Source organism: Williamsia sp. Y712, assembly GCF_059445525.1.
Window position 1 is genome coordinate 328,248 of the sequence record NZ_JCAIUN010000001.1, and the last position, 25,959, is coordinate 354,206.

Below are 25,959 nucleotides of genomic sequence, written 5' to 3' on the forward strand. Positions count from 1 at the left end.
GGGAGGCCCGGCCAGGCACTACCCAAGTGCCGCCGCAGTTATCGCTCAGGCATAGTCCCAGAATTGCAGCCACCGTACGTTGGCAAACAACGTGAGGGTGGCGGCGTAGAGCACAAGCACCGCGAGGACACCGACGAGCGACATCTTGAGTGACGATCCTCGAAAAGGATCCAGCCAGAACGAGAACGCCGCGGTGGCCATCGGCATGAAGAGATACGTCAGCAGTGACACCGACAGAATCTGGCTGAGCCACATGGACAACCAGGGCTCGGCGCCCCACTGGTCGAAGTACGGCCCCACGAAACGCGACAGCACCATCACTGTCGGGTAGAGCACCAGCAGCACCATCATCCCGACTTTCCATTCGGGTGTTGCCGCCGATCGGCCGTCGGCGACCCGCACGATCGAACCGAACGAGTTCGCCTCGAACGACGAGGAGAAGTCCTCCTCGAGACTCGACCTCAGTTCACCAAGGGCCTGCGCGCGTTCCGGAGCATCACGCCACCGGTTCAGCAGAGCGTCGGTGCGGAACTTGACCACGGCGGTCCACTCTTCGATTCCGTCGGCGGCGAGACGTGGTCCGGTGAGAATCGAGTACTCGAAACCCGGTGCGGCTGCACTCAGATCCATCAACTTGCTCTGCGCTGCAATAAATCCGGCCAGGTTATCCGGTTCCACCCGGTGGACGAAGATGCCCACACCGGATGGCGGTTGCTCACCGTCGACGGTGACCAGATCACTGAACTCGCGGCGGATGCCACGGCTTGTCCCCACCTTGAGCAACCGGCACCACTCCGGTGAGTCCAGCCACGCCTGCAACACTGCCTCGTCGGCAAACGTCAACGCCATCGCCGGTTGCCGTTCCTCGGCCACCGCGAGATGCCGATAGCCCACCGCATTCTCCGCGACCGCCCGCACCTGCCCGGACCAATCCGCGAAGTCGTTGTCGGAGTCCGGGTGAAAGGCAACAAAAACGGTTGCCTCACCGGATGTATCGATCATCTACGGAATCAGTCCTCGTCGATCTTGCGACCCTGGACGTACACCGTGGCGATGGCAGGTTCACGCAATTGCATGAGGAGCGCAAAGAGCAACTGATCCCGGGCCAATTCGGCGTCGTCAGCACGAACACCGTGGGTGACCGCGTTGTACAGCGGCGGCCACCGCTCGGGATCGATCACGATGAAGTCGGCTTCCTTGCCGATGTCGAAGTTGCCGAACCGGTCCTCCATGTCGAGCGCGCGGGCACCGGCAAGGGTTGATACGAACAGCATCTCCGCCGGATGCATCGAAACGCCGGCATCACCGGGCTCGGTGATGTGAACCTTGAAGGCGTCGTTGACGACTCGCGAGATCAGCCATTCGTCGCCGCCACCGTGATCGGTTCCGAGGGAGATGTTCACTCCGGACGCCACGGTCCGCAACCACGGCATGGTGCCCGACCCCAGGAACAGCTGCGAGGTCGGGCAATGCGAGATCGAGGTTCCCGTCTCCGCCATGCGGGCCAATTCCCCGTCCTGGCAATGCACCGAATGCGCCATGATCGTGCGCGGTCCGAGGAGCGAGTCGCCACCGATCTTGGAGCCCGGCAAGAACTTTCCGTCATAGGTGTCGAGATAGTTGTCGACCTGATAGACAGCCTTGGTCGCGTCGACCTCACCGGTACCCGGCCGATTGTTCTCGTTCAGGTGCGTGTGGACGTACACGCCCTTCGATCGCAGGTCGGTGTACAGCTCACCCAATGCAGCCAGCGTTGTCGGTGTCACCGACAGTGAAAACCGCGGCACCAGTGCGACATGCAACAGTGCGGTCGCGACGTCTCCGGTGTCGGCGCCATGCCACTTGTCGACCTCTGCCGCGGTCAGCTCGATCGCCTTTTCTTCACTTGTCAGCAGAGGACCCGCGGAATCGGGTCCACGGGTTTGGATTCCACGACCGCTGACGATGCGGAGCCCCCGTCGCTGCGTCTCTTCGAACAACGCGTCTTGCGCGTGGGGGTACGCCGACCCGAACACCATCGCAGCGGTGGTCCCGGCCCGGACCCGCCTGCGCGTGAACTCGGCGGCGGCCAGCTGCCCGAACTCGGGATCACCGAGTTTCGATTCGGAGGGAAAGATGCACCGCTCGAGCCATTCCAGCAATTGCCCACCGCCATACGCGTCACCGGCGAATGTCTGCGGGAAATGAATATGGGTGTCGACGAAACCAGGGAGAATGAATCCGGGCCGATGGTCGACGACCACCGAATGATCGTGTTCATCTGGGAGCGAGGAGAATTCACCGCACCAGGAAATGGTTCCGTCTTCTTCGACCACAAGAGCACCGTCTTCGATGAAGACAAGTGCGTCGTGCGCTGCGGTCACTTTCGGCGAACCGGCGATATGAAAGATCTGTCCGCGGTAGAGGTGTTTCACCGAATCACTAAAGCACCCCGGCGCCATTCGCGCTCGGCGGTCACCATAATTAAATGTCGTCAATCACTCACCAACGTCTGATCGGTAGGGTTGAAAAGGTGCAACGCACCAACGCAACCCACCAGGAACAGGAAGAGGCGATCCTCACGGCGGCAGTCGCGGAGTTCGCCTCCATGGGCGTCCGCGGCGCCAACGTGGAGCGGATCGCACAGCAGGCCCAGGTCAGCCGGAGCACCCTGTACCGCCGGTTTCCCAGCAAAGAAGATCTCCTCACGGCCGTCGGAGCGCGGATGCAAGCAGACTTCATGCGCGGTGTGGCAGCTTCGGTTGAGGGCCTCGACCCCCGCGCTGCCGTGGTCGAGGCCTTCACCCAGACCATCGAGGCTTTCCGGACCAACCCGCTTGCCCGGCGACTGATCGCGGACGAGCCCGAAGCGCTCGACCTGTTGATCGGATTCGAGCGGTCGCAGTCCGACGCGGTCATCGACTCGTTCAGCGATGCCATCGCGCACACATTGCGCAAGGCCGGTGCGTCCATGCCGGCCGGTGACCTCCGACTCGCCGCCGAGTTGCAGATGCGCCTCGTGGCGTCCTTCGCGATGTCCCGCTCCCGCGCACTCGATCTGTCCGACGCCGCCGCCACCCGTCAGTTCGCAGAGAAGTTTCTTGCACCGATGATCTGGTGACACACTTCGCGGCTATCCGTTCCACACCCGTCGCACGGCCACCCTAGTTTGCTCGCACGACCGCCGATACAAACTGCTATCGTCACTTCAGTTGGAACGTATTTACAGATTTGTGTCAGCACAGGGGGCGTCGCCATGACAGCATTCGACAGCGCGGTTCGTGAGGCCGCACCCATGCCGATCGATGATCGAGACGCCACCTCGGCGCCGCCGCTGGGGCCGGACTCATTGGTCTGGAAGTTCTACGGGGACATCCGCAGCGCCTTCTGCTTCCAGCGCACCGCAGGCACCGAGAACTGCATCGAACAGCTCGCCAAAGGCGTCGAAGACCACTCGGTGATCTTCTCCGATTTCACCGGCCGCGCACAGCGCACGGTGCCCCCGATCATGAACACCATCTACAGCGCGAACCCCCACGAGTGGGGCCGCCGGGTCCGCGACTTCCACAAACCGATCAAAGGCACGATCGACAGCGACGGATCGCGCTATCACGCACTCAATCCCGAGCTCTTCTATTGGGCGCACGCAACATTCATCGACCAGGTCATCTACACGGCAGACACTTTCATCCGTCGACTGACAGACGCCGAGAAGGCGCAGATCTTCGAAGAAGGCAAGGCCTGGTACCGCCTCTACGGTGTCAGCTCGCGCAACGAGCCCGAGACCTACTCGGAATTCTGCGAATACTGGGACTCGATGCTGGACCGCTTTGTGCCGACGAAGACGATCACCTACGCCACCGGATACCTCCGCAAAGGCCTGCCCCGCCCGAAATCGATTCCGGCGCCCATCTGGATGGTGCTGTCACGTCCGTTGAACGCGGTCGTCCGCACCGTGGTCATCGGCACCGTGCCCCAGCAGATGCGCGATGTCTGTGAGCTGGAGTGGAACCCGAAGATGCAGAAGCGCTACGACCGCTTCACCGCAGCCCTGCGCGCGGCGAATCCGATCTTCAACCGCCTTCCGGTGCGCCGGCTGTACATCAAGTACGCGGCAGCCGGTTGGGAACGCGAAGGTGTCGACCCGCGCCGCATCCACAACGGCCGCTGAGTCACCGAAAGCCTCAGACCGCAATACCCATCGATGCTGCCAGCGTGGGCCAGGACTTGCGCAGGTCCTCTTCCCAGTAACCCCAGGAATGGCTGCCGGGCTGATCGAGATCGGTCACCGCCGGAATCCCGAGTTCGCTGAGCCGGTCAGCGACCTGCCGGGTGCACAGGCCGGTCGCGGCCTCGATGCCGCCGCCGAGGATGATCTGGTCCGTAAGGCTGTCGACCTGGCCGTTGAGCCGCACGTTGTCTTCGTTGTCGTACTTGCCGGGCAGCCCGTTTCGGCTCGACAGATAGATCGCCTTGCCGCGGAGCTTGTCTGCGTTGAGGTACATGTCGTGCTCGGCCCACAGTGGGTTCTCCGGCTCGCCCCACATGTTCGTCATGTCGCCCTTACCGCGGGTCTCGACGACCAACTTCATGTATTCGCGTCCGACGACATCGGTGGTCCGGGCGCACCCACTGAACGATGCGACGCCCTGGTAGAGGTCGCCGTTGAGCGCGGCCAAGAACAACGAGGACGAGCCGCTCATCGACATACCCATGATGGAATTGACGCCCGTGGTGCCGAGTTCGGCGTCGATGACCGGCGGCAGTTCCTTCGTCAGGAACGTTTCCCACTTGTTGTGACCGAGTTCCGGGTCATCTTTGATCCAGTCGGCGTAGTAACTGAATGTGCCGCCCCGTGGGGAAACCACGTTGACGTCCTTGTCGGCGAAGAAGTCGACAACGTCGGTGGCCTCGAACCAACCGGACTTCTCCACCGCACCCTGGCCGGCGCCGTTGAGCGCGTACAGGGTTGGGCTCGGCTCACTGCGGTCGGCAGGGACGAGCACATCAAGCGCTTCGATGGAGTCCATCGAAGGCGAGTACACGTTGATCACCCAGTGCTGATCTGTGAGGGTTTCGATGCTGGTGATGTAGGCCTGCGAATCGGCATCGTCGGTGTCCGCCGAGGCGGTACTCGTGCCGAATGTTGCAGTTGTCAGAGCGACGAGTGAAGTCAGAGCGAGAGCCCCGACTGTGGAGGTGATGCGCATCGAGGTTGGTCAGCCTTTCGAAATGCTCGATGCACTACGCACCGAACCCCACCCCTTTGCAGAATGTAGCCGACGGGTGGGTACGTCTCCACCCAGGCGCCCTACGATGACAGTTGGCGCGCAACCGATCACATTTGCTTCGACAGGAACTGAAAGGCGTAGCGCCTCCCCCGCACAGGCACTGAGAGCGCGTACCCTGCGAAAAATCGATGAACTCGGTGAACCGATCGAAGGGGCTCGGATCAGGCATGAACATCGCGGCAACCACTGGCCATCGCAACGTCTCGATTTTGGGGATCGGCGCGTACCGACCGAAACGGATCGTCACCAATGACGAGGTGTGCGAGATCCTCGACTCGACGGATGAGTGGATCTTCGAACGCAGCGGTATCCGGAGTCGCCGGTGGATCAGCGGAGACGAGACCGCACGATCGATGGCCGTCGCAGCTGCCGATCGTGCCATCAAGAACAGTGGCATCGACCGCCAGGACGTCGACGCCCTGATCCTGGCGACCGGCAGCTGGAAGACAAAGATTCCCCATGGCGGCCCGGTGGTGGCTCTCGATCTCGGGATCAACGGGATCCCGGCCTTCGACGTCGCTTCGGGCTGCGGTGGTTTCGGCTATGGCCTGGGCTTGGCGACCGACATGATCCGGTCCGGCTCGGCCCGGCACGTACTGGTGATCGGGGTCGAGACGATGTCGGTGGTGATGGAACCCACCGACCGCAACACCGCCTTCATCTTCGGCGACGGTGCCGGAGCGGTCGTGGTCGGTCCGAGCGCGGAGAATGGCATCTCCCCCACCGTCTGGGGCAGCGACGGCGAGAACAGCGACGCCATCTCGCAGAACTACGACATCCCCGAGTACATGAACCGCGCCGAAGAGTTCCAGTCCAAGGACCCCGAGACCGACCCGATCGGGCGGATGGTCGTCGAGATGCAGGGCAGTCGCGTATTCCGCTGGGCGGCAATCACTCTGCCCAAGGCACTCGGCAAGGTCCTCGAACAGTCCGGAGTTGCGAAGGAAGACATCGAGATCTTCATCCCGCATCAGGCCAACGCCCGGATCAACACGCTGATGAAGGCCAACCTCGGTCTGCCCGACGACGTTCCCGTCGCGAACGACATCGAGACCACCGGAAACACCTCAGCGGCATCGATCCCGCTGGCCATCGAAGAGATGCTGGTGACCGGGAAAGCCAAAGGCGGCCAGACTGCATTGCTCCTGGGCTTCGGTGCCGGCCTGAGCTACGCCGGCCAGGTCGTTACCCTGCCCCCGGCGCCGGTCGAGGCCAGCTTCTAGCCGGAATCGGTGGCTTTGGCGAGGCCCACCCGAACTCTTATTCGCCGAAAGCCACCAATTCCGCGTGTGATTCGAGCCGACGCGAGGCGTCATCGCGGGTGTCGCGGATGTGCTCGGTCAGCAACGCGGCAGCGTCCTCTGGTCTGCGATCACGAATTGCGGCGAGGATGGCACGGTGCTCGGACACAGAGTCGCCACGCCGACTCCCAGCCGCAGGCAGATAGAAAAAGCGCACCCGCTTGTTGAGGTCGGTGACCATCGACGACAACACTGCGTTCTGTGCGCAGGACGCCATGGCGACATGGAACTCCGCATTGATCGCGGCCAGGACTGCGGGATCTTCGGCGACGGCCTGCCGTGCCACGATCTCTTCGAGCTCCGTCAGCTGTTCTGAAGTACGGCGCTGCGCCGCCAACCGGGTCGCCTGATGTTCGACGATGAGCCGCGCCTCGAACAGGTCGGCCATCTCATCGCGGTCCCGTTCGCGAACGAACGTGCCCCGATGGTGGCGCCGGACAACCCACCCATCGGCCTCCAGCGCACGCAATGCCTCCCGGACCGGGATGTGACTGACCCCGCGAGCACGAGCGAGCTCGTCCGCATTCACCTTGCTCCCCGGCGTCATCCGGCCGGTGAGAATCTCTTCCTCCACGTCCGCCCTGATCAGGTCGGCGACCGGCACCGCGTCGGCAGGCGTCTTCGATGGCATGCCGCGAATCCTATATGTAACTGCGGTCACCCGCGGGCTTCGCAGTCGGATAAACCACGACCCCGAAACCCGGCAAGAACACCCAAACGCTGCCCGTACTCGGTTTAACAACCAGTTCACAAACGTGAAACCAAAGACGACAGCAAGGGCTGTTTCCTATAGGAAATTGCACGCACCGTCTCGGAAGGATCTTCATGACCCCCCACGCGAGCACGGTTGACGCCCATTCGGGAGCCGACCTGCCCAACGACACACTCGAGACCCCGCCACCCATCGATCCCTTCGAGGAGTACGAGGACCGACCGGTTCCGACCGCAGCACGAAAGTCACTGTTCTCCGTGTCGGCGGTATGGCTCGGCTTCCCGATGATCCTGACCTGCGCGGTCTTCGGCGGCATGGTGGTGTATTCGCTCGGCTTCTGGCTCGGCATGGCAGCCATCCTCACCGGAAATCTGATCCTGATGGCCTACGTCGGCATACTGAGCCACCAGGCAGGCAAGACCGGCGAGAACTTCGCACTGATGGCGGCCCGCACCTTCGGTGCCCGCGGCTATCGCATTCCGGCCGCCTTCTTGGCCACGGTCGTGATCGGCTGGTTCGCCTTCCAGACCGGCCTGACCGGGTCGACGCTCGAGAGCGGCATGGGCTGGAACGCCACCCTCATCGCGCTCATCGCCGGAGTCGGCTATCTCCTGGCCACACTCCTCGGCATCCGCGCACTGACGGTCATCGGGATCATCGCGGCGCCGCTGTATCTCGTGTTGGGGATCGTGGCGATCGTCAAGGCGTCCTCGACGCCGGGTGCCTCCGATTTCGCCTCGTACTCAGGTGGGGCCGGTGCAAGCGCGCTCAGCTTCGGTGCCGCCGTCACGCTGGTTGTTGCGCTGTTCGCAGACTCGGGCACGATGACCGCCGACTTCACCCGCTGGTCGAAGAACGGCCGTGAAGGTTTCCTCGCCGCATTCAGCGCTTTCCCGGTGGGCAACACCATCGCATTGGCGATCGGCGGAGTGATCGTGGCCATGGGTGCCTCCGACGATCCCGGTACCGCCGGTGGCAGCTTCCTGAACATCCTGATCGATCACGGCGGCGTACTCGTCCCACTGGCCGTGGCATTCGTATTCATCAATCTTGGGTCGGTGTGCACGCATTGCCTGTACAACGGCGCAGTCGGCTGGAGTCAGCTGACCGGTGTCCGCATGCGGCCGTTGACCGTGCTGCTGGGTGCGATCGGCGTCGTCCTCGCGGTGGCAGGAGTCTGGAGTCACTTCGAGGAATGGCTGAACCTGCTCGGTGTCGTCGTGCCGCCACTCGGCGCGGTGTTGATCACCGATCAGATGTTGCGCCGCAAGGCTTCCCGCAGTTCGGACCGGGCCTGGGAGGCCGGCGCCTTCATCGCATGGGGTCTCGGCGCGGCCGCTGCTCTCGCCGCGCACTACCTGCTACCCGAACTCTGCGTGGTCGTTGTTGGCATTGTGGTCGCCGCCCTCATAGCCCTCGCGCACGATCGCATCGTCCGGAAGACGACCGTCCCGTCCACCGTGTGACCACCGATCACACCACCCGATCTCGTCAAAGGAACTCTGTGACAACCACTTCCACTTTCCCCACCCTCCCCGGCGCCACCCCGTACGCCTGGCCGTACAACGGTTCGTTCCGACCGGAGTCGACCGCCCTGCTGTGTATCGACTGGCAGACCGACTTCTGCGGCCCCGGCGGGTACGTGGACGCGATGGGCTACGACCTTTCCCTCACCCGCACACCACTGGAGCCGACGGCCCGGGTGCTGGCGGCCGCCCGCACCGCGGGACTGACCGTCATCCACACCCGTGAAGGACACCGCCCCGATCTCTCCGACCTGCCGGAGAACAAACGCTGGCGGTCCGCACAGATCGGGGCAGAGATCGGGGCCGAAGGCCCATGCGGCCGGATCCTGGTGCGCGGTGAAGAGGGTTGGCAGATCGTGCCCGAAGTCGCACCCATCGACGGCGAGGTGATCATCGACAAGCCGGGGAAAGGCGCGTTCTACGCCACCGATCTCGACCTGGTGTTGCGCCGCAACGGAATCACGCACATCATCCTCACCGGAATCACCACCGATGTCTGCGTGCACACCACGATGCGCGAGGCCAATGACCGCGGTTACGAATGCCTTGTCCTCTCCGACTGCACCGGAGCAACGGATCCGTCGAATCACCGCGCGGCCCTGCAGATGGTGACCATGCAGGGTGGCGTCTTCGGCGCGGTCGCGTCGTCGGACGATCTTCTCGCGGCCCTGGGTTCTCAAACCGCCGCGGCGGTCGCTCTGTAGGGCCAACGGTGGTGGCTTTTGGCCAGGCCCACCTGGGGCTTTTACTCGCCGAAAGCCACCATCATCGGGATATTATTTCCTTCTTCGTGCGCGCGGCCGGTCGGCAGGCGCCGGCTTCGGGTTGGCCGCTTCCTTGCGAACCTCGATCTGGGTGGCACGCTCGGCCTCGAGCCAGTCGGGCATCTCGGACAGGAGGGTGTTGATCTGCTCAGTGGTCAGCGCCTCGGTGATGCCGTGGCGCACCAGAGCGCCCTTCGAGATCCCCAGTTTCATCGCCACCAGGTTCTTCGGGTGAGGCCCATTGACGCGCAGATCGCGCAGCCATTCCGGCGGGTCCGCCTGCAGCGCATCGAGTTCCGCCCGGGTGATGAGGCCCTCCTGGAACTCGGCGGGCGTCGCCGGCAGGTACACGTCCAACTTCTTGGCGGCGGTGGCCGGCTTCATCGACTGCGAACTCATATGTCGAGGGTATCGGGCGGTAGCCTCTTGGCGTGACCACACCCGACGACGCCCCCTCATTTCGGCTGGCGTACGTGCCCGGCGTAACACCCGGCAAGTGGGTGCGCACCTGGAGTGAACGAATCCCGCAGACGCCTCTCGAACTCATCGCGATGGACGTCGCCGCGTGCGCTGACGCAATCCGCGACGGGCGGGTGCAGATGGCGATCACACGTCTTCCCGACGCACTGCGCCACAGCGATCCGGGGCCGCACCACACGATCGAGCTCTACGAGGAGACGACCGTCGTGGTCGTGCCGAAAGACCACGTCTTCACCGTTGGCGATGAGATAAGCGTTGCCGACCTCGCCGACGAACAACTCCTGTGGCCGCTCGACGAGCCCATCGTGATGTCGAATCGGCCGGGAACAGCTGTGGACCACCAACCGGAAACCACCGGCGACGCAATGGAACTCGTCGCGGCGGGTACCGGCATCATCCTGGTCCCGCAGTCGCTGGCCCGACTGCATCATCGCAAGGATCTGGTCTTTCGTCCGGTGACCGACGCACCTGCCGGATCCGTCGGCCTGTTGTGGCCGGCCCCGACCACCGAGCTCGCCGACGAGTTCATCGGCATCGTGCGGGGTCGCAAATCCAGCTCGTCGCGGGGAAGCTCTGCCCCCGCCCCCAAGCGCTCTGCCAAGGAGAAGTCATTGGCCAAACAGGCCCGCCGCGAGGCCACCGGGAAGAAACCCGGCAAGGGCCGACGCCGCTGATCTCACCCCTCGCTCGCGTCACAGCCCGAGCGAGGGTCAGTCCTCCGAGCGAACGTCGTCGTACTCGACGATCAGCGGGGCGTGATCGGAGAGCCGGAGTTGGGGCGTGAATTCCTTGTCGACGGTGACCCGACGTGCGCGCCGGGCCAGGCCAGGGGTGGCCAGCTGGTGATCGATGCGCCAGCCGACGTCCTTCACGAACGACTCCCCTGCCCAGCTCCACCAGGTGAGCGGGCCCGGACGGTCACCGTGCAGAGTGCGCACCACATCGACCAGTCGGCGCGGTCCGGTGATCTCATCGAACCAGGCCCGCTCCTCCGGCAGGAAGCCTTCCATCTTGCGAGCGGCGCGCCAGTTCGTCACGTCGTGTTCGGTGTGCGCCACGTTGAGGTCGGCCAGCAGCAAGAACTCCCGTCCGGCCTGCCCGGCGGCCCGCCGGTTGCGCTGGAGCTCGCGGGCGAACCCGGCCAGAAACCGTTGCTTCCGAGCATATTTGACTCCCCCGTCGGGTTGCTCACGCATCGATCCGGGGCGCTGGAGTTCGGCGGGCAGGCCGCCTTTGGGGAGGTAGAGATTGCCGATGGTCAGTGGCCGATCGGCCAGATCGACCTCGATGTAGCGACCCTCGGCGGCGAACTCCGACAACCCCCGGGCCTTCGGCGGATGCGTCAACCATGTGCGCACGGCGGCGGGTTCGTGCCGGGTCAGGATCGCCACCCCGTTGCGTCCCGGAATCGAACCGACGTCGATCGACGCGATGTGGTCACCGAAGCCGCCGACGTCATCGATGCCGCACCGCAGTTCCTGCAACCCCACCACGTCTGGGGCGCATTGAACCAGCCAGTCATCGAACCCGCGGCGCCGGGCCGCACGGATGCCGTTGACGTTGAACGATGCGACGGTGAAACCACCGGTGGGTGTCACTGTCGCCTCCTCGATCACATCTGTCCCGCAGTCGCGGGGCGAGAATACCGCGAGAGGACTTCAGCAACGACGGCCCACCTCACACCTCGACCAGCAGGGCGCGGTGGTCGGAAACCTGTGCGTGGTGATTTTTCCCGTGTGCGCCCGAAACCAAAGGGACCCCGGCATCTGATCTGATACCGGAGCCCCTTGAACTGCGGAAGCGGAGGGATTTGAACCCCCGGTGGTTTCACCCACGCTCGCTTTCAAGGCGAGTGCATTCGGCCGCTCTGCCACGCTTCCTTCGGCACAGAGCCTACTTCACGCGGGCCTGAGGGTTCTCACGCAGCCACGTATCGACCTTCAGGAAGGTTGTCGCCATGGCTTCGCGCTCGTGATCTTCGAGGTGATCGAGTAGGTAGGTACGAACCGCGACAACGTGACCTTTGGCGGCGTCGTGGAGTTTGATCCGGCCCGACTCGGTGATCCGGCAGACGCGATTGCGCTGGTCCTTGTCGTGATCCTTGGCCATCCGCTCGACCCAGCCGGCTTCGGCCATCCGGTCCACACGTCGCGAAATGGTGCTCTTGCTGCTCAACGCACCATCGGCGAGAGCGCTCATCCGCATCGATTCCGACTCCGACAGCAACACCAGAATGCGGTAGTCGGCAAAGGTGAGACCAGCGGTTTCCACCAGGGCGTCATTGATCGCGTCGAACAGGCGCTGCGATCCATTCATGAACGATCGCCACGCAAGTTGTTCAGAGTCATCGAGCCAGGGCACAGCTGTATTGTCTGTCATTTCTCCCCCGGACTACGACTTTTGACCCAACAACGCCAGGATTGAGCGTTTACAAATCGGGACCTTACCGCCATTAAATGCGCGGCTTACGGACACCACCTACCGCCCAACGGCATCCGCCGAGTAAAGGTAGAGGCATGACCTCAATGCGCGCAGTCAACGTGACCGAGTTCGGTCCGGCCGAGAACCTCACCGTGGCCGAGGTCGACAAACCCCGCCCAGGCCCGGGAGAGGTGCTGATCAAAGTGGCCGCGGCCGGCGTGAATCGGGCCGACCTGCTGCAGCGGCAGGGCAACTATCCACCACCTCCCGGCGCGAGCCACATCATCGGCATGGAGGTCTCCGGGACCATCGACGAACTCGGCCCCGGTGTGGCCGGCTGGACCACCGGTACAGATGTCTGCGCGCTGATCGCAGGTGGCGGCTACGCCGAGTACGTCGCGGTCGCCGCCGAACACCTGCTGCCGATCCCGGACTCCGTGAATCTGATCGAGGCCGCGGCGCTACCCGAGGTGGCCTGCACCGTGCTGTCCAACCTCAAACGAACCGCCCACTTGGCGCCGGGTGAACTCGTCCTGCTCCACGGAGGCGGAAGTGGCATCGGCACCCACGGGATCCAGTGGGCCAAGGCGTTGGGCGCAACGGTTGCCGTGACGGCAGGCTCGGACGACAAGCTCGAACTGTGCCGCGACCTCGGCGCCGACATCACCATCAACTACAAAACCGACGACTTCGTCGAGGTGATCAAGGAGCAAGGTGGTGCCGACGTGATACTCGACATCATCGGCGCAAAGTACCTGGGCCGCAACGTGTCTGCGCTTGCCAAAGACGGCCGCCTGGTGATCATCGGCATGCAGGGTGGTGTGAAAGCGGAATTGAACATCGCCGAACTGCTGAGCAAGCGCGGTACCGTCCACGCCACCGCGCTGCGCGGCCGGGACCAGTCCGACAAGGCCGCCATCGTCGCCGACACCGTCGCCACCACCTGGCCGCTGATCGCCGACGGCAGGATCAAACCTGTTGTCGGAGCGACATTTCCGCTGGCCGAAGCCGGCGCCGCCCATGTCCTGCTCGAGTCGGGTGAGGTGTCGGGCAAGATTCTGCTCACACTCTGAGCGCCCGCCGATTTCGTCCCCTGCAGAGGTGCCCAAGGGAGCAATGTTCCCTCGGGCGCCCACTGTGGGGGCCGAAAAATGGCGAAAGTCAGCCCAGCGATCCCAAAGTGCGCACCAGCTGGTCGATTTCGTAAGGCGTCGTGTACGGACCGAGGCCGATGGTGACGGCACCGCCCACGTCGTTCACGCCGATGCCACTGAGCACCCGGCTGTTCACGTCGGCGAGTGCGCAGATTCCGTTGTCGGCCAGCCGTCGAACCACCTTGTCGGCGGTCACCCCGGTCACGGTGAAGCTGACCACCGGAATCCGTACGGCGGCCGATCCGACCAGATTCACCAGGTTCAACTGCCCCAACGATCGCAGCAGGTACTGCAGCAGTCGCTGTGAGTATTCACTCAGCGCCGTCATCGAGGTGACCAACCGCTCACGCCGGGTACCGGTGGCCGATTCGTCGAGTCCGGCGAGGTGTTCGATCGATGCGACCAAGCCGGCCAGCAGGGCGTGCTGATGTCCGTCGACCTCCAGCCGGGACGGACCTTGCGCGTCCGGGTCCAGCGACATCGACCGCACCCGGGACAACATCTCGGGGTCGCGGAAGATCAACGCTGCCGTCGCCGGTCCACCCCAGCGGTCGGCACTGACCACCAGGACGTCGGCGCCGAGCGCCTCGATGTCGAGCAACGTGTAGGCAGCCGCGCTGGTCGCGTCGACGACCACAAGTCCGTCGATCGCGTGGACCACCGCGGCTGCGGTGGCGACGTCGACCACAGAGCCGATCGTCGACGACGCCAGGGGCATGGCCACCACGCTCGTCGACCGACTGACCAGCCCGTCGTACTGCCAGACCGGCAGTTCACCGTTTTCGATGTCGACCTCGGCCCATTTCACCTTGGCGCCGAAACGATCGGCGGCACGCAGCCACGGCAGTACGTTCGCCTCGTCGTCGAGCCGGCTGACCACCACTTCCGATCCGAGCCACACCCGGGTGTTGAGACTCTCGGCGAGCACGTTCAGCAGGTGTCCACGGGACGGTCCGAGCACCACTCCGCGGGGATCGCCACCGACCAGATCTGCCACCGCCGCACGAGCGGCATCGATGATCCCCGCCGACTTGCGGGCCGCGGGGTAGATGCCACCTGGCTGGGAGACCAGGGATCGAAAACCCTTCGACACGGTTGTCGCCACCGAGTCGGGAATCTGCATTCCTGCCTGCGGATCGAGATGTATCCAACCATCACCCAGCGACGGGAACAGTCCCCGAACGCGGGCGACGTCATAAGCCATGGCAGCCACCATAGACGGTCCCCGCGACACCGCAATGCCCCTCGTCTGGGCAACTGCGTGCAATCGCCGCTCAACATCAGGAGAATGAACGGATGACCGATGAAAATCTCAACAAGCGTCCGATCGCGGGTATCAACGACGACGACGGCATCCTTGTGGTCCCGTCGGCCGATTCAGAGGGCACCGGCGATGACGACGAGGGCATGCGCGCCATGGTCGAGCCCGCGAAGGTGATGCGGATCGGCACCATGATCAAGCAGTTGCTGGAAGAGGTACGGGCCGCACCGCTCGACGACGCCAGTCGCGCCCGGCTCAAACAGATCCATCGGTCGTCGATCCTCGAGCTCGAGGACGGACTCTCGCCCGAGTTGCGCGACGAGCTCGAACGGCTCGCACTGCCGTTCACCGAGGACGACGTCCCCTCCGATGCCGAATTGCGGATCGCTCAAGCGCAGCTCGTCGGCTGGCTCGAAGGCCTGTTCCACGGTATCCAGACCGCGCTGTTCGCCCAGCAGATGGCCGCGCGTGCCCAGCTCGAACAGATGCGGCAGGGCCAGCTGCCCCCGTCGGGCCCCTTCGCAGGCGGTGGTCCCGGCGGACCGCACGGGGCGGCCGGTACCGGTCAATACCTCTGACGCTCGACCCCATGGGAGCGAGAGCCCCGGTGCGGTGACGGTAGGCTCGACTCTCGTGTCAACAGCAGCCGACGAAGTACCTATGCGGCCCCCATCAGCGGAGTCCGATTCGCGGTCGCTCAGGCGGGCCTTCGGCGACCTCTCGTCCGGCTTCAAACATTCCGAACTCTGGCTGCTCCTCGGCTGGCAGGACATCAAGCAGCGTTATCGCCGGTCATTGCTGGGTCCGCTGTGGATCACCATCGCCACCGCGGTCACCGCCGTCGCGATGGGTTTGCTCTACTCGCAGCTGTTCGGCAACGAGATCCACGACTTCCTGCCGTACGTGATGCTCGGATTCATCTTCTGGAACTTCATCCAGGGATCGATCCTCGAAGGCGCCGAACTCTTCTCCAGCAACGAAGGCCTGATCAAGCAGATCCCGGCTCCGCTGAGCGTGCACGTCTACCGGCTGACCTGGCGTCAGCTGATCATCTTCGCGCACAACATCCCGCTGTACCTGGTCCTGCTGATCATCTTCCCGCAGCCGGTGACCTGGACCGTGATCCTGGTCATCCCCGGCATCGCGCTGCTGGTGGTCAACGCGATCTGGGTGGCCATCGTGTTCGGCATCCTGTCGACCCGGTTCCGCGACATCGGTCAGTTGCTCACCACCGCTGTTCAGCTCATCTTCTTCATGACACCGATCATCTGGAGTGCCACCGACCTCGAGAAGAACGTCGGCGCCGACTCCAGCCGGGTCAAGCTCGTGCAGCTCAACCCGATGTTCCACTACCTCGAGATCACCCGCGGACCACTGCTGGGCGAATCGGTAGCGCTCTATCACTGGCTGATCGTCATCGCATGCACCGCCGCCGGATGGGCAGTGGCGTTGCTGGTTTTGCGTAATTACCGTGCCCGCGTTCCGTATTGGGTGTGAGGTCATGAGTCAAGTACGAGTCGATACCTGGGATGCCTGCGTGGATTTCCCGATCTTCGACGCCAAGACCAGGTCGTTGAAGAAGTCAGTCCTCGGTCGGGCCGGCGGTGTGATCGGATCCAACGAATCCAACGTGATCGTGGTCGAGGCCCTCAAAGACATCAACCTGCACCTGTCGCATGGTGACCGGATCGGCCTGGTCGGGCACAACGGTGCCGGCAAGTCGACACTGCTGCGGCTGTTGTCCGGCATCTACGAACCCACCCGTGGCGCCTGTGCCATCAAGGGCCGCGTGGCACCGGTCTTCGACCTCGGCGTCGGCATGGATCCCGAGATCTCCGGCTACGAGAACATCGTCATCCGCGGCATGTTCCTCGGGATGAGCCGCCGCGAGATGCTCAAGAAGATGGACGACATCGCCGAGTTCACCGAGCTCGGCGACTACCTCTCGATGCCACTGCGCACCTACTCCACCGGCATGCGGGTGCGGGTTGCGCTCGGTGTGGTCACCTCTATCGACCCCGAGATCCTGATCCTCGACGAAGGTATCGGCGCCGTCGATGCCGAGTTCATGAAGAAGGCCCGGGTCCGGTTGCAGGAGTTGGTGAAACGGTCCGGGATCCTGGTCTTCGCCAGCCATTCCAACGAGTTCCTCGCCCAGCTCTGCGATCGCGCCCTGTGGATCGACCACGGAGCGATCCGGATGGACGGCGGCATCGAAGAAGTGGTCGGCGCCTACGAAGGTCCCGAGGCTGCCCGGCACGTGCGTGAAGTGCTGGCCGAGGTCGAAAAAGATGCCTGAACCCAAGGTCATCGCCGTGGTGGTGACCCACCGTCGGCTCGAATTGCTCGAGCAGTCGCTGATCGTGCTGACCAACCAGACCCGCCCCATCGACCACCTGGTGGTCGTGGACAACGACAACGACAACGACGTCGCCGACCTCGTTGCTGCCCAACCGGTTCCGGTGACCTATATCGGATCGGCCCACAACCTCGGTGGCGCAGGCGGTTTCGCGCTCGGCATGCTGCAGGCCCTGGCGCTGGGCGCCGACTGGGTCTGGTGCGCCGACGACGACGGCCGCCCCGAAGGCCCCGAGGTGCTGCAGAAGCTGCTCGATTGCGCCACCACCCACCAGCTCGACGAGGTTTCGCCGGTTGTCTGCAACATCGACAACCCTGAAACCCTGGCGTTCCCGCTGCGTCGCGGCCTGGTGTGGCGCCGCAAACGGTCCGAACTCTTCGCCGACGGCGAGACCTCAGATCTGTTGCCGGGCATCGCATCCCTGATGAACGGCGCCCTGTTCTCGGCTGCCGCCATCGACGCGGTCGGCGTGCCAGATCTGCGCTTGTTCGTCCGCGGCGACGAGGTCGAGATGCACCGTCGCCTGGTGCGGTCCGGACTGAATTTCGGAACCTGCCTGACCACGGCATACCTTCATCCGGACGGCAGCGGCGAGTTTCGCCCCATCCTCGGTGGCCGGATGCACACCCAGTACCCCGACAACGAGACCAAACGCTTTTTCACCTACCGCAATCGCGGCTATTTGATGAGCAGGCCCGGGATGCGGAAACTCCTGCCCCAGGAATATGCCCGATTCGGATGGTATTTCCTTGTGCAGCAACGAGACGTGGCCGGGTTCAAAAACTGGATGCGACTGCAATCACTCGGACGTCGCGAGCGTTTCGGCAAGCCCTGAAACCCGGTGACACAGGGGCGCAAGCAAGGCATCCTCACCTATTCTCCGGGTGCCACACCGTTCACAACGTCCCTGGCTGTTACGGCCGGCGACCGGAGAGGTTTCACAGAATCCGACTCAGGAACTGCTTGGTCCTGGGGTGTTTCGGATTCGTGAAGAACTCCCCCGGAGGGGCGGCCTCCACGATTTTGCCGTCGCTCATGAAGACCACTCGATCGGCCGCGGCCTTGGCAAAGCCCATCTCGTGACTCACCACAACCATGGTCATGCCCTCGTCGCGCAGCCGAACCATCACATCCAGAACCTCTTTCACCATTTCTGGGTCGAGCGCGGAGGTGGGTTCATCGAACAACATGACTTTGGGCTTCATCGCCAGGGCCCGGGCGATGGCAACTCGCTGTTGCTGACCACCGGACAGCTGGGACGGGTAATTTTCTCCCTTGTCGCCGAGCCCGACCAGCTCGAGCAGTACCTGAGCTTCCTGCCGCGCCTGCTGTTTGGGGATACCGAGGACATGACGTGGCCCTGAGGCGATGTTGTCCAGCGCGGTCAGCATCGGAAACAGATTGAAACTCTGAAAGACCATGCCGGTGTTGTGGCGCTGCTTGGCGATGCGGGCTTCCGGCAGTCGGCGGCGCTTGTCGTCGTCGGTTGTCCCCATCATCTCGCCGCAGACGCGTACGGCGCCCGAATCGATGGTCTCAAGACAATTCAGCGTACGCAGCAACGTGCTCTTGCCGCTTCCCGAAGGCCCCAGCAACAGGACCACTTCACCCTGCTCGACCACGAAGTCGATGTCGTCGAGTACCACGAGGCCGTTGTACGACTTGGTCATGTTCTTGACGTCGACCATGATCGAGGTCTCGCGCGTTGTTGTTGTCATCGATTCACCATCTCTGCTTCGACGGAGCTTTCTTCCAGACCCTTTGGTTGACGCGCACCCTTACGTTGATAGGTGCGGTCGTAGCCCCTTCCGACGCGCGCTTCAATCACCCTCTGAATCAGACCCCATACCGTGGTGAGGACCAGGAAGTACAAGGCTGCCGCGCAAAGCCCCTCCAAGACACGGAAATTGACCTGCACGAGGAACTGGGTTCTGCGAAGGAGCTCTTGCACCGAGATCACCGACACCAGCGTTGTCGTCTTCAGCAGTCCGTTGAAACTGTTTCCCAGCGAAGGAATCATCACGCGAAGCGCTTGTGGCAGAACCACCACGCGAAACACCTTTGCCGGGGACATGCCGAGTGCACGTGCAGCCTCGGTCTGTCCCGCCGGAACCGACAGGAGTCCCGCACGCACGATCTCGGAGAGATAGGCGGCCTCGTTGAGCACCAAGCCGAGCAGGGCGGATTCGATGACCCCCAGCCTGATCCCGACCTGGGGCAATCCGGTGTAGATGATCACCAGCTGCACCAGCAGAGGAGTGCCTCGCATCAGCCACACGTAGAAGCCGGATACCGCGCGCAGCAGCAGGAACCGAGAGGAGCGCGCGGCGGCGACGACCACGGCCACAACCAGGCCGAGCCCCATGCTGACGACCGTGAGCCAGACCGTGACCCATGCACCTTCGAGCAGTTGCTTGCTCGTCAGAGTGGAGAAGAACGCGTCCCAAGACCACACAAGGATCCCTTTCCGTTTGTGCCAACGATCAGCTGTTGAGCGGGCCCGTGCTCACTGCGATGTCACCTTCGTATCCGGATACCTCGTACTCGCCGAACAGCTCTTGCAGGTATCCGTCCGCCCGCATCTCGGAGAGCACCCGTGCGACCTCGACCGCAGCCTTGCTGCTCTTGGCGAAACCCATCGCCAGGGGTGCCTCGTTGAGTCCGCCGACCGCAGTCTCGAAGCGTCCGTCCTTCTGGTAGAAGGATGTCACCGAATCCACGATGGCCGTGCCTTCGACCTGTCCCGCTGCCAGAGCCTGGTAAGCGTCGGCGTTTGTTTTGAACGTCTGGACCTTCAATGCGGGTTTGCCCTCATCGGCGAACTGTTTGGCTAGCTCGGTCAGGGTGTCGAACTCATACCCGGGCGCTTCAACAGCGATCGTTCTGCCGGCCAGATCGTCGACAGAAGAAATCGAATCCGGGTTACCCGAGGGCACCGAAATAGACACCGCCTGAACCTCATACGGCACGAGGTCGATGGTCTCGGCGCGTTTTTGCGTATAGAACAAACCGGTGTCGATCATGTCCCACCTTCCCGTCTGAACCCCTGGAATCTGGGCCTCGAACTCGATGTTCACGAATTTCGCTGTCAGGCATAGGCGTTCGGAGATCTCCTTGGCAAGATCGATACGCATACCAATCACCTGACCGTCGGCGTCCACGTACTGCATGGGCGGCAGCGTGGCGTTGGTTGCCACAGTCAGCGCACCTTCTTCGGTCAAGTCCCCAGCACCCAGCGTCGGGGTGCAATCCTTCGGGGCTGCCCCTTCGTCGGACGACGAGCCACATCCCGTGACAACAGCGACGGCTACCACGGCCGTAGCCGCGAATCCGATGATCTTGCGCATTGGAAAACCTTTCGAGACCAACTGCAGTGCAGTGGACTTGGACGGTGGTGATCGAGATCGACCGCGAGGAATGGGATCGATTCCATAACAGTTGCAGAGTCCGCGGATGCCGTCAACGCGGTTTAACGCATCCGACATGCCGGAAACGAAGTGTTAACGAGAGAGCGATGCGATCCACGTCCGAGCATTCTTGACACGCGTCACAATTCGCGACACGACGCCCGATCGATCAAGCGTGCCCCCACCCGGTACGTTCTCGCCTCCGGGGCCGCAGAGGCGTTGATCTGCTGAAACAGCAGGTCCATGGCCAGGTTGGCGAGCTGAACCGCGCCATTGTCGACCACGGTGATCGGCGGCTGCCACATCGCAAGCCACGACATGTCCTCGTGACACACCAACGACAGCTCGGCGGGCACCGAGACGCCTCGGGCAATCAGCGTGGGCAGTATCCCGAACACCGCTTCGTGATTGGCCGCATACAAGGCGGTCATCGGCTTTCGTTCATCGAGTAGGGAATTCACCGCCTCGGCACCGAACTCGGTTGTGAAGGGACCGCGTCGTACCAGCGCATCATCGATGTCGATACCTGCGCCCTCGAGAGCTAGCCGATATCCCTCGAATCGTTCTCGGCCGGACGTCGCCTCCGCGGTTCCGCCGATATAGCCGATCTTCGTGTGCCCGAGTGACAACAGGTGGTCGGTGGCGTCTCGAGCGCCGTCCAGGTCGCCGGCCAGCACGGTCGGGGCCTTGCTACCGCGAACCGATCTGATCAGGTTCACCACCGCGCGCCCCTGCGACAGCAGTGCGTTCGAGGCGGTCGCACTGCCACCGCTGCCAATCAGGATCGTGCCGTCCACCCCGTGCTCGCCGAGCATTGCCAACACGTCGTCTTCTCGGTCTGGATCGGCATCGGTGATGCACAGAATCACTTGAAAACCGCTGTCAGAGGCACGTTTCTGCACAACCTCGGCGACTTTGTGAAAGGACGCGTTCAGCAGGTTGTTCATGACCAGACCGACTAAATGAGAACGATTCGATCGCAGAGCACTAGCGGTGCGGTTCGGCCGGTATCCGAGTGCGAGCGCCGCGTTCTCGACAGCGGCCCGTGTTTCGGCCGAGATCAATGGAGATCCACTCAACGCACGTGATGCAGTACTGCGGGACACACCCGCAGCGGCTGCCACGTCGATCAAAGTGACTGACATCGACTACCATCCCTCAATTCCATGTACGGACACCCACATTCGACAGTGTCCGCGTTACAACTACGTTGCCGGGCTTGACCAACCGGCCGCCTGACGGCATTCTATGCAATCGATCCCATTGCTGATCTTCATTCTCCTCATCTCCCGTGTGCACCCCTTTCGAAAGGCACCATGACATGAATCGCGATGACGTCGCGTGGTCTGGCTACTGGCCCGCAGCTCCCACACCGTTCACCCCGTCGGGGGCCGTCGACACCGACGCACTTGCATCGTTGATGAATCTTTACGCAGACATGGGAGTGAGCGGCGTACTCATCAACGGCAGCACCGGAGAGTGGTTCAGCCAGACCGACGACGAACGTAGAACCGTTGCGGAGGTGGCGGTCGACGCGGTTGCCGGACGCTTTCCCGTCGTCGTCGGTGTCAGCGGCTATACGGCTGCGCAGTCGTCGGCGCTCGCACGCCACGCGGCGTCCGCAGGCGCAGACGGTGTCTTGGCCACCCCGCCGCCGTACGTTCACACCTCACCGGACGAAACCGTCCAGTTCTTCGAAACCGTGTCCACAGCCACATCACTTCCTTTCATGGTCTACAACTGGCCCCGCGGGGTGTCCATCGACATGGGCACAACTCCGGGGTTATTCGCACGACTGGCTGCCCTAGACAGGGTCGTGGCAATCAAAGACAGCACAGGCCAATGGCTTTCAATGCTCGACACCGTCGAAGCCGTGTCGAGTCAGGTCCGTGTATTCGGAAGCTTTTTGCATCGGCGGGGACTGGCGACACTGCTGGAACTCGGCGGTGACGGCAACATCGACGGTGGAGGCGTCGGAGCGCCCTTCGCAGTGCCCTTCTACCGGGCCGTCGCGGCGCGCGATGCCGAGACGGCGCGTGGATGGGTGGACAAGTACCAACTGTTCTCTTCTCGCCTGATCAACAGTGACTACAGCGGTGTTCACGCCTCACCGATCTCCCAATTGAAGGCCGTCATGAATCTCTTGGGCCAGCCCGGTGGCGCGGTGCGTGAACCACTCCTGCCCGTTACGGAGCCGCAAACGTTGGCAGCTCTGCAGGCCGTCATCGATGACTCCGGGATCGCTGAGGCATCCGCACTCGTCCTAGGAGCCGGCCATGGACGCTGACGTCGACGTCGTCATCATCGGTGCCGGAATCATCGGTGCGGCAACGGCGTTGGCGCTAACACGGGCAGGATCACGGGTCGTTGTCCTGGACCGCACCACACCGAACACCGCGGGCTCGGGGACCACCGCAGGAAATCTGCACATTCAAACGCTCCACGCGCGCCGCCCGGGTCAGGGAATTGCCGTGGATGTCGAACGCCTCCTCCCCTTGCAGAAGGCAACGAGTCAACTGTGGGACGACCTCGCCGAGAGCGTTCCGGACCTCGGGCTCGTCCGCTGCGGCGGGTTCATGGTCGCCGAGACAGACGAACAAATGCGCACGCTGCATCTGAAACAGACGTGGGAACACGCGGCCGGGATTCCGACCGAGGTGTTGACCGGGCACGACGCCCGTCAGGCACTCCCCCTTCTCGGTCCCACCATCCAGGGTGCCACCTGGTGTCCGTGGGACGGCTTCGCCGAACCCGACATGGCTGGTCCGGCCCTACTGCGCCAGGCCGTCGCCGAAGGCGCGGTGCTGTGCACCGGAACACCGGTCACGACGCTGGAACGTCACGGGGACGGCTGGGCCACGATCACCCCTGACGGCACGTGGCATTCATCGGCGTTACTAGACGTGGCCGGGCCTTGGATGGCCGACATAGCTGCGATGGCAGGAGCGCACCTCGACCTGACGCCGAAGTCTCTGCAGATGCATTCTCTGGAAGCCGCCCCGAATACCCTGGACATGCTGGTCCAGCACGTCGGTGAAGGTATGTCGATCAAGCAGGACCGCCACGGTCGCCTCATCGTCGGCGGAGGTTGGCCGGCAGGCCCTTTCAACGGTTATGATGCCGCGCTCACCGACGAGGCCAGCACCACGGGCAACCTCGGGCAAGTGGCCCGACTATTACCCGGCCTCAATGGTTCGCCATTGCTCGACGTGTGGACCGGGCCGGTGGTGACGACTCCTGACGAGATGCCGGTGATCGGCGAATTGGATGATGCACCTGGCATATTCGTTGCCGGCGGGACCTACTCCTTCACCTTCGCCCCCCTGTGGGCCGAGGTCCTCACCTCCATGGTTCTCGGCAAATCGACGCTGGTCGACGTCTCCGCGTTCTCCCCATCCCGGCTTGTCCAACATTCACATCAGTAGAAGGAAGTCGAATGGCAAAGGTCACGATGTTCGTCAACGGGCAGGCCATGTCCGGCGGCACACTCAACGACGCACTCAGCAACGCACGATTACTCGGCCCGGCGGAGACCGCACCCAGGTACCGGTTCTATTCGGTCCGTGACGAGTTCCCCGGTCTGCATCCGGTCGACAGTGGCGGCGCTGCCGTTCCCGGCGAACTCTATGAAGTCGAGTACGACGTCTTACGCGAGGAGCTGCTTCCCCGCGAGCCGGCCGAACTCGAGTTGGGTGTCATCGAACTGGCCGACGGCAGTGGGTCGTTATCGATGCGTATGCGAGAACGGGCTTTGATCGCGCCCGGAGTGACCGACATCAGTGATCAGGGCGGGTGGCGAGCTTACCTGGAGGCCCGGAAATGAAAATCATCCGTGGAGGGACGGTCGTCGAATCGAATTGGTCGGCACCGGCGGACCTCTTGATCGACCAGGGCAAGATATCGGCCGTGCTGGCGCCGGGAGCACCGGTAGATCCGACCGCGGAAACAATCGATGCCACAGGGAAACTGGTCATGCCCGGCGGCGTGGACCCCCATTGTCACGTCGGCTTCACCTCGGGTGAGTTCACGTCCCTGGACTCCTACCTCGAATGCACTACGGCCGCGGTGTTCGGGGGCACGACCACCATTGTGGACTTCGCGATCCCCCGCCCCGGGCAGAAGCCTCTCGAAGCCGCCGAAATACAACGCGCGAAAGCCGTTGAGGGGCTTTGCGACTCGGCTTTGCATGCCTGTGTCGTCGAGTGGGATGACACAACCGCAGAACAGTTGGCAACAATGGCCGACGCCGGGATCCGCACCGTGAAGATGTTCACCACGTACGCCGGTGAGACGATGGCGGACGAACACACGATCTTGCAGACGATGCAGACCACCCGTGATCTCGGGGGAATGGTTGTCATCCACTGCGAATCTGACGCCATTGTCACCGACGCACAGAATTTCGCGGCTTCTTCCACCGGAATCGATGCCGCCCACATGCCCGACACGCGTCCCGAACTCGCCGAGACGGCCGCCGTCGCGGCGATCCTCGCCATTGCCGAATCTCAGCACGCCCCAGTCTATTTTGTGCATCAGTCCAGTTCAGCGTCAGTCGAGTTGGTCGCCGACGCACGCAAACGGGGATTGGTGGCCTTCACCGAAGCTGTCACACATCATCTCTCGCTCGACGAAACCGCCTATGAGGGCGCTGAACCCGAGCGTTATGTCTGCTGCCCGCCGCTGCGGTCAGCCGACATCGTCGAGGGGCTGGGGCGTCACCTTTTCACCGGTCACATCACGACCATCGGATCCGATCACTGTTGCTATGACACCGCGCAGAAACAATCACATCGGCACGACGTGCGCCATATGCCCAATGGGCTCCCGGGCGTCGAGACACGCCTTCCGGTCATATTCTCCCAGTACGTCAACGGCCTGGGTTTGACCCCGAGCAGATTTGTGGAACTGACCGCGACAAACCCTGCGCGCACCAACGGGCTCTACCCGAGAAAGGGTTCGCTGATGCCCGGATCGGACGCCGACATCGCGATCTGGGATCCCGCGGTCGAGTGGACTCTCACCATCGGCGACCTGCACATGGCTACCGACTACACCCCCTACGAGGGTCGCTGCCTGCGCGGCAAGCCCGTCACCGTGCTGGTGGGTGGTTCCGTCGTCATCGATGAGGGCCGCCTGGTCGACGCCACCCCTCGCGGGCGACACCTGCAGTCGGAGCCTCTCGACTTCAGGGGTGCGTTCAGCATGTGAAGAACACGGCCGTGGGGAAACGCACTTCGGCAAAACCTGAAAACCAGGTGACACCGGGGTTCGACACCCTGATATCACCTGGCTACCTTTCGGTGT

At 63.3% G+C, this 25,959-nt stretch carries 27 protein-coding genes and 1 tRNA gene; 15 read left to right on the forward strand and 13 right to left on the reverse strand.

The features are described 5' to 3' along the window. Positions 1-45: 45 nt before the first annotated feature. Positions 46-1,002: an antibiotic biosynthesis monooxygenase gene (locus AC1D75_RS01705; RefSeq protein WP_495513595.1), complete on the reverse strand. Its 957-nt coding sequence runs from the start codon at positions 1,000-1,002 to the stop codon at positions 46-48. Between the two features lie 8 nt (positions 1,003-1,010). Further along, a complete protein-coding gene (locus AC1D75_RS01710; protein WP_495513596.1) occupies positions 1,011-2,441 on the reverse strand; it encodes a guanine deaminase in 1,431 nt (476 codons plus the stop codon). Between the two features lie 71 nt (positions 2,442-2,512). Here AC1D75_RS01710 and AC1D75_RS01715 point away from each other — a divergent pair, with 71 nt between their 5' ends. Together AC1D75_RS01715 and AC1D75_RS01720 are read left to right on the forward strand one after the other, a co-directional pair. Then, positions 2,513-3,100 carry a TetR/AcrR family transcriptional regulator gene (locus AC1D75_RS01715; RefSeq protein ID WP_495513597.1) on the forward strand — a complete coding sequence of 196 codons (588 nt, stop codon included), beginning with the start codon at positions 2,513-2,515 and terminating at the stop codon, positions 3,098-3,100. A 135-nt stretch (positions 3,101-3,235) separates the two neighbouring features. Next, entirely contained in the window at positions 3,236-4,150 is a 915-nt protein-coding gene (locus AC1D75_RS01720) for an oxygenase MpaB family protein (protein ID WP_495513598.1), read from the forward strand. A 13-nt stretch (positions 4,151-4,163) separates the two neighbouring features. On the opposite strand, the gene AC1D75_RS01725 is transcribed toward AC1D75_RS01720, so the two are convergent. Beyond that, positions 4,164-5,189, reverse strand: coding sequence for an alpha/beta hydrolase (locus AC1D75_RS01725; RefSeq protein WP_495513599.1), 1,026 nt, complete (start codon positions 5,187-5,189; stop codon positions 4,164-4,166). Between the two features lie 248 nt (positions 5,190-5,437). Here AC1D75_RS01725 and AC1D75_RS01730 point away from each other — a divergent pair, with 248 nt between their 5' ends. Further along, the gene (locus AC1D75_RS01730; protein ID WP_495513600.1) at positions 5,438-6,493 is read left to right on the forward strand and encodes a beta-ketoacyl-ACP synthase 3; all 1,056 of its coding nucleotides are present in this window, start codon (positions 5,438-5,440) and stop codon (positions 6,491-6,493) included. Positions 6,494-6,530: 37 nt separating this feature from the next. Here the strand turns inward: AC1D75_RS01730 and AC1D75_RS01735 are convergent, their stop codons facing one another. Then, positions 6,531-7,202: a GntR family transcriptional regulator gene (locus AC1D75_RS01735; RefSeq protein WP_495513601.1), complete on the reverse strand. Its 672-nt coding sequence runs from the start codon at positions 7,200-7,202 to the stop codon at positions 6,531-6,533. A 194-nt stretch (positions 7,203-7,396) separates the two neighbouring features. Here AC1D75_RS01735 and AC1D75_RS01740 point away from each other — a divergent pair, with 194 nt between their 5' ends. After that, positions 7,397-8,749, forward strand: a complete 1,353-nt coding sequence (locus AC1D75_RS01740; RefSeq protein WP_495513602.1) for a cytosine permease — start codon at positions 7,397-7,399, stop codon at positions 8,747-8,749. Between the two features lie 38 nt (positions 8,750-8,787). Further along, on the forward strand, positions 8,788-9,513 hold the full coding sequence (gene biuH, locus AC1D75_RS01745) for a biuret amidohydrolase (RefSeq protein ID WP_495513603.1): 726 nt from the start codon (positions 8,788-8,790) through the stop codon (positions 9,511-9,513). 72 nt (positions 9,514-9,585) lie between these two features. On the opposite strand, the gene AC1D75_RS01750 is transcribed toward biuH, so the two are convergent. Continuing rightward, complete coding sequence (locus AC1D75_RS01750; RefSeq protein ID WP_495515947.1) at positions 9,586-9,957, reverse strand: DUF5997 family protein; 372 nt, start codon at positions 9,955-9,957, stop codon at positions 9,586-9,588. Positions 9,958-10,004: 47 nt separating this feature from the next. On the opposite strand from AC1D75_RS01750, the gene AC1D75_RS01755 reads away from it, so the two are divergent. Beyond that, positions 10,005-10,727, forward strand: a complete 723-nt coding sequence (locus AC1D75_RS01755) for a LysR substrate-binding domain-containing protein (protein WP_495513604.1) — start codon at positions 10,005-10,007, stop codon at positions 10,725-10,727. Between the two features lie 36 nt (positions 10,728-10,763). Here the strand turns inward: AC1D75_RS01755 and AC1D75_RS01760 are convergent, their stop codons facing one another. The 3 genes from AC1D75_RS01760 to AC1D75_RS01770 form a co-directional block, all read right to left on the reverse strand. Further along, entirely contained in the window at positions 10,764-11,651 is an 888-nt protein-coding gene (locus tag AC1D75_RS01760) for an exodeoxyribonuclease III (RefSeq protein ID WP_495513605.1), read from the reverse strand. 197 nt (positions 11,652-11,848) lie between these two features. After that, positions 11,849-11,933, reverse strand: a tRNA-Ser gene (locus tag AC1D75_RS01765). 13 nt (positions 11,934-11,946) lie between these two features. Further along, positions 11,947-12,432 carry a MarR family winged helix-turn-helix transcriptional regulator gene (locus tag AC1D75_RS01770; protein ID WP_495513606.1) on the reverse strand — a complete coding sequence of 162 codons (486 nt, stop codon included), beginning with the start codon at positions 12,430-12,432 and terminating at the stop codon, positions 11,947-11,949. Between the two features lie 146 nt (positions 12,433-12,578). On the opposite strand from AC1D75_RS01770, the gene AC1D75_RS01775 reads away from it, so the two are divergent. Next, positions 12,579-13,547 carry an NAD(P)H-quinone oxidoreductase gene (locus AC1D75_RS01775; RefSeq protein ID WP_495515948.1) on the forward strand — a complete coding sequence of 323 codons (969 nt, stop codon included), beginning with the start codon at positions 12,579-12,581 and terminating at the stop codon, positions 13,545-13,547. An 88-nt stretch (positions 13,548-13,635) separates the two neighbouring features. Here AC1D75_RS01775 and AC1D75_RS01780 read toward each other — a convergent pair whose 3' ends face one another. Then, positions 13,636-14,832: a cysteine desulfurase-like protein gene (locus AC1D75_RS01780; RefSeq protein WP_495513607.1), complete on the reverse strand. Its 1,197-nt coding sequence runs from the start codon at positions 14,830-14,832 to the stop codon at positions 13,636-13,638. 92 nt (positions 14,833-14,924) lie between these two features. Here AC1D75_RS01780 and AC1D75_RS01785 point away from each other — a divergent pair, with 92 nt between their 5' ends. The 4 genes from AC1D75_RS01785 to glfT1 all read left to right on the forward strand — a co-directional run bounded on the left by AC1D75_RS01785 (position 14,925) and on the right by glfT1 (position 18,083). Continuing rightward, positions 14,925-15,467, forward strand: coding sequence for a bacterial proteasome activator family protein (locus tag AC1D75_RS01785; RefSeq protein ID WP_495513608.1), 543 nt, complete (start codon positions 14,925-14,927; stop codon positions 15,465-15,467). A gap of 82 nt (positions 15,468-15,549) precedes the next feature. Further along, entirely contained in the window at positions 15,550-16,386 is an 837-nt protein-coding gene (gene wzm / locus AC1D75_RS01790; protein ID WP_495515949.1) for a galactan export ABC transporter permease subunit Wzm/RfbD, read from the forward strand. Positions 16,387-16,390: 4 nt separating this feature from the next. Continuing rightward, positions 16,391-17,188 (forward strand): galactan export ABC transporter ATP-binding subunit Wzt/RfbE, encoded by a 798-nt coding sequence (gene wzt, locus AC1D75_RS01795; RefSeq protein ID WP_495513609.1) that lies wholly within the window; start codon positions 16,391-16,393, stop codon positions 17,186-17,188. Beyond that, entirely contained in the window at positions 17,181-18,083 is a 903-nt protein-coding gene (gene glfT1, locus AC1D75_RS01800; RefSeq protein WP_495513610.1) for a galactofuranosyltransferase GlfT1, read from the forward strand. The genes wzt and glfT1 overlap by 8 nt, the downstream gene beginning before the upstream one ends. Before the next feature lie 103 nt (positions 18,084-18,186). Here the strand turns inward: glfT1 and AC1D75_RS01805 are convergent, their stop codons facing one another. The 4 genes from AC1D75_RS01805 to AC1D75_RS01820 form a co-directional block, all read right to left on the reverse strand. Continuing rightward, on the reverse strand, positions 18,187-18,936 hold the full coding sequence (locus AC1D75_RS01805; protein WP_495515950.1) for an amino acid ABC transporter ATP-binding protein: 750 nt from the start codon (positions 18,934-18,936) through the stop codon (positions 18,187-18,189). Positions 18,937-18,962: 26 nt separating this feature from the next. Further along, the gene (locus AC1D75_RS01810; RefSeq protein WP_495513611.1) at positions 18,963-19,703 is read right to left on the reverse strand and encodes an amino acid ABC transporter permease; all 741 of its coding nucleotides are present in this window, start codon (positions 19,701-19,703) and stop codon (positions 18,963-18,965) included. Positions 19,704-19,731: 28 nt separating this feature from the next. After that, the gene (locus AC1D75_RS01815; RefSeq protein ID WP_495513612.1) at positions 19,732-20,595 is read right to left on the reverse strand and encodes an ABC transporter substrate-binding protein; all 864 of its coding nucleotides are present in this window, start codon (positions 20,593-20,595) and stop codon (positions 19,732-19,734) included. A 200-nt stretch (positions 20,596-20,795) separates the two neighbouring features. Continuing rightward, positions 20,796-21,800, reverse strand: a complete 1,005-nt coding sequence (locus AC1D75_RS01820) for a LacI family DNA-binding transcriptional regulator (RefSeq protein WP_495513613.1) — start codon at positions 21,798-21,800, stop codon at positions 20,796-20,798. Positions 21,801-21,976: 176 nt separating this feature from the next. On the opposite strand from AC1D75_RS01820, the gene AC1D75_RS01825 reads away from it, so the two are divergent. Genes AC1D75_RS01825 through hydA form a run of 4 tightly spaced genes read left to right on the forward strand, consistent with a single transcriptional unit; the run spans position 21,977 to position 25,863 of the window. Beyond that, positions 21,977-22,942: a dihydrodipicolinate synthase family protein gene (locus tag AC1D75_RS01825; protein ID WP_495513614.1), complete on the forward strand. Its 966-nt coding sequence runs from the start codon at positions 21,977-21,979 to the stop codon at positions 22,940-22,942. Further along, the gene (locus AC1D75_RS01830) at positions 22,932-24,080 is read left to right on the forward strand and encodes an NAD(P)/FAD-dependent oxidoreductase (protein ID WP_495513615.1); all 1,149 of its coding nucleotides are present in this window, start codon (positions 22,932-22,934) and stop codon (positions 24,078-24,080) included. Before AC1D75_RS01825 ends, AC1D75_RS01830 begins: the two co-directional genes overlap by 11 nt. An 11-nt stretch (positions 24,081-24,091) precedes the next feature. After that, complete coding sequence (locus tag AC1D75_RS01835) at positions 24,092-24,478, forward strand: allophanate hydrolase-related protein (RefSeq protein WP_495513616.1); 387 nt, start codon at positions 24,092-24,094, stop codon at positions 24,476-24,478. After that, on the forward strand, positions 24,475-25,863 hold the full coding sequence (gene hydA, locus AC1D75_RS01840) for a dihydropyrimidinase (protein ID WP_495513617.1): 1,389 nt from the start codon (positions 24,475-24,477) through the stop codon (positions 25,861-25,863). Before AC1D75_RS01835 ends, hydA begins: the two co-directional genes overlap by 4 nt. Positions 25,864-25,959: the final 96 nt, after the last annotated feature.

What these genes read in the sequence shown, in the direction of transcription:
- AC1D75_RS01705 (WP_495513595.1), bottom strand. Translation starts at nt 1,002, where the DNA reads ATGATCGATACATCCGGTGAGGCAACCGTTTTTGTTGCCTTTCACCCG.
- AC1D75_RS01710 (WP_495513596.1), bottom strand. Translation starts at nt 2,441, where the DNA reads ATGGCGCCGGGGTGCTTTAGTGATTCGGTGAAACACCTCTACCGCGGA.
- AC1D75_RS01720 (WP_495513598.1), top strand. Translation starts at nt 3,236, where the DNA reads ATGACAGCATTCGACAGCGCGGTTCGTGAGGCCGCACCCATGCCGATC.
- AC1D75_RS01725 (WP_495513599.1), bottom strand. Translation starts at nt 5,189, where the DNA reads ATGCGCATCACCTCCACAGTCGGGGCTCTCGCTCTGACTTCACTCGTC.
- AC1D75_RS01730 (WP_495513600.1), top strand. Translation starts at nt 5,438, where the DNA reads ATGAACATCGCGGCAACCACTGGCCATCGCAACGTCTCGATTTTGGGG.
- AC1D75_RS01735 (WP_495513601.1), bottom strand. Translation starts at nt 7,202, where the DNA reads ATGCCATCGAAGACGCCTGCCGACGCGGTGCCGGTCGCCGACCTGATC.
- AC1D75_RS01740 (WP_495513602.1), top strand. Translation starts at nt 7,397, where the DNA reads ATGACCCCCCACGCGAGCACGGTTGACGCCCATTCGGGAGCCGACCTG.
- AC1D75_RS01750 (WP_495515947.1), bottom strand. Translation starts at nt 9,957, where the DNA reads ATGAAGCCGGCCACCGCCGCCAAGAAGTTGGACGTGTACCTGCCGGCG.
- AC1D75_RS01770 (WP_495513606.1), bottom strand. Translation starts at nt 12,432, where the DNA reads ATGACAGACAATACAGCTGTGCCCTGGCTCGATGACTCTGAACAACTT.
- AC1D75_RS01775 (WP_495515948.1), top strand. Translation starts at nt 12,579, where the DNA reads ATGCGCGCAGTCAACGTGACCGAGTTCGGTCCGGCCGAGAACCTCACC.
- AC1D75_RS01780 (WP_495513607.1), bottom strand. Translation starts at nt 14,832, where the DNA reads ATGGCTTATGACGTCGCCCGCGTTCGGGGACTGTTCCCGTCGCTGGGT.
- AC1D75_RS01785 (WP_495513608.1), top strand. Translation starts at nt 14,925, where the DNA reads ATGACCGATGAAAATCTCAACAAGCGTCCGATCGCGGGTATCAACGAC.
- wzm (WP_495515949.1), top strand. Translation starts at nt 15,550, where the DNA reads ATGCGGCCCCCATCAGCGGAGTCCGATTCGCGGTCGCTCAGGCGGGCC.
- wzt (WP_495513609.1), top strand. Translation starts at nt 16,391, where the DNA reads ATGAGTCAAGTACGAGTCGATACCTGGGATGCCTGCGTGGATTTCCCG.
- glfT1 (WP_495513610.1), top strand. Translation starts at nt 17,181, where the DNA reads ATGCCTGAACCCAAGGTCATCGCCGTGGTGGTGACCCACCGTCGGCTC.
- AC1D75_RS01805 (WP_495515950.1), bottom strand. Translation starts at nt 18,936, where the DNA reads ATGGTCGACGTCAAGAACATGACCAAGTCGTACAACGGCCTCGTGGTA.
- AC1D75_RS01815 (WP_495513612.1), bottom strand. Translation starts at nt 20,595, where the DNA reads ATGCGCAAGATCATCGGATTCGCGGCTACGGCCGTGGTAGCCGTCGCT.
- AC1D75_RS01820 (WP_495513613.1), bottom strand. Translation starts at nt 21,800, where the DNA reads ATGTCAGTCACTTTGATCGACGTGGCAGCCGCTGCGGGTGTGTCCCGC.
- AC1D75_RS01825 (WP_495513614.1), top strand. Translation starts at nt 21,977, where the DNA reads ATGAATCGCGATGACGTCGCGTGGTCTGGCTACTGGCCCGCAGCTCCC.
- AC1D75_RS01830 (WP_495513615.1), top strand. Translation starts at nt 22,932, where the DNA reads ATGGACGCTGACGTCGACGTCGTCATCATCGGTGCCGGAATCATCGGT.
- AC1D75_RS01835 (WP_495513616.1), top strand. Translation starts at nt 24,092, where the DNA reads ATGGCAAAGGTCACGATGTTCGTCAACGGGCAGGCCATGTCCGGCGGC.
- hydA (WP_495513617.1), top strand. Translation starts at nt 24,475, where the DNA reads ATGAAAATCATCCGTGGAGGGACGGTCGTCGAATCGAATTGGTCGGCA.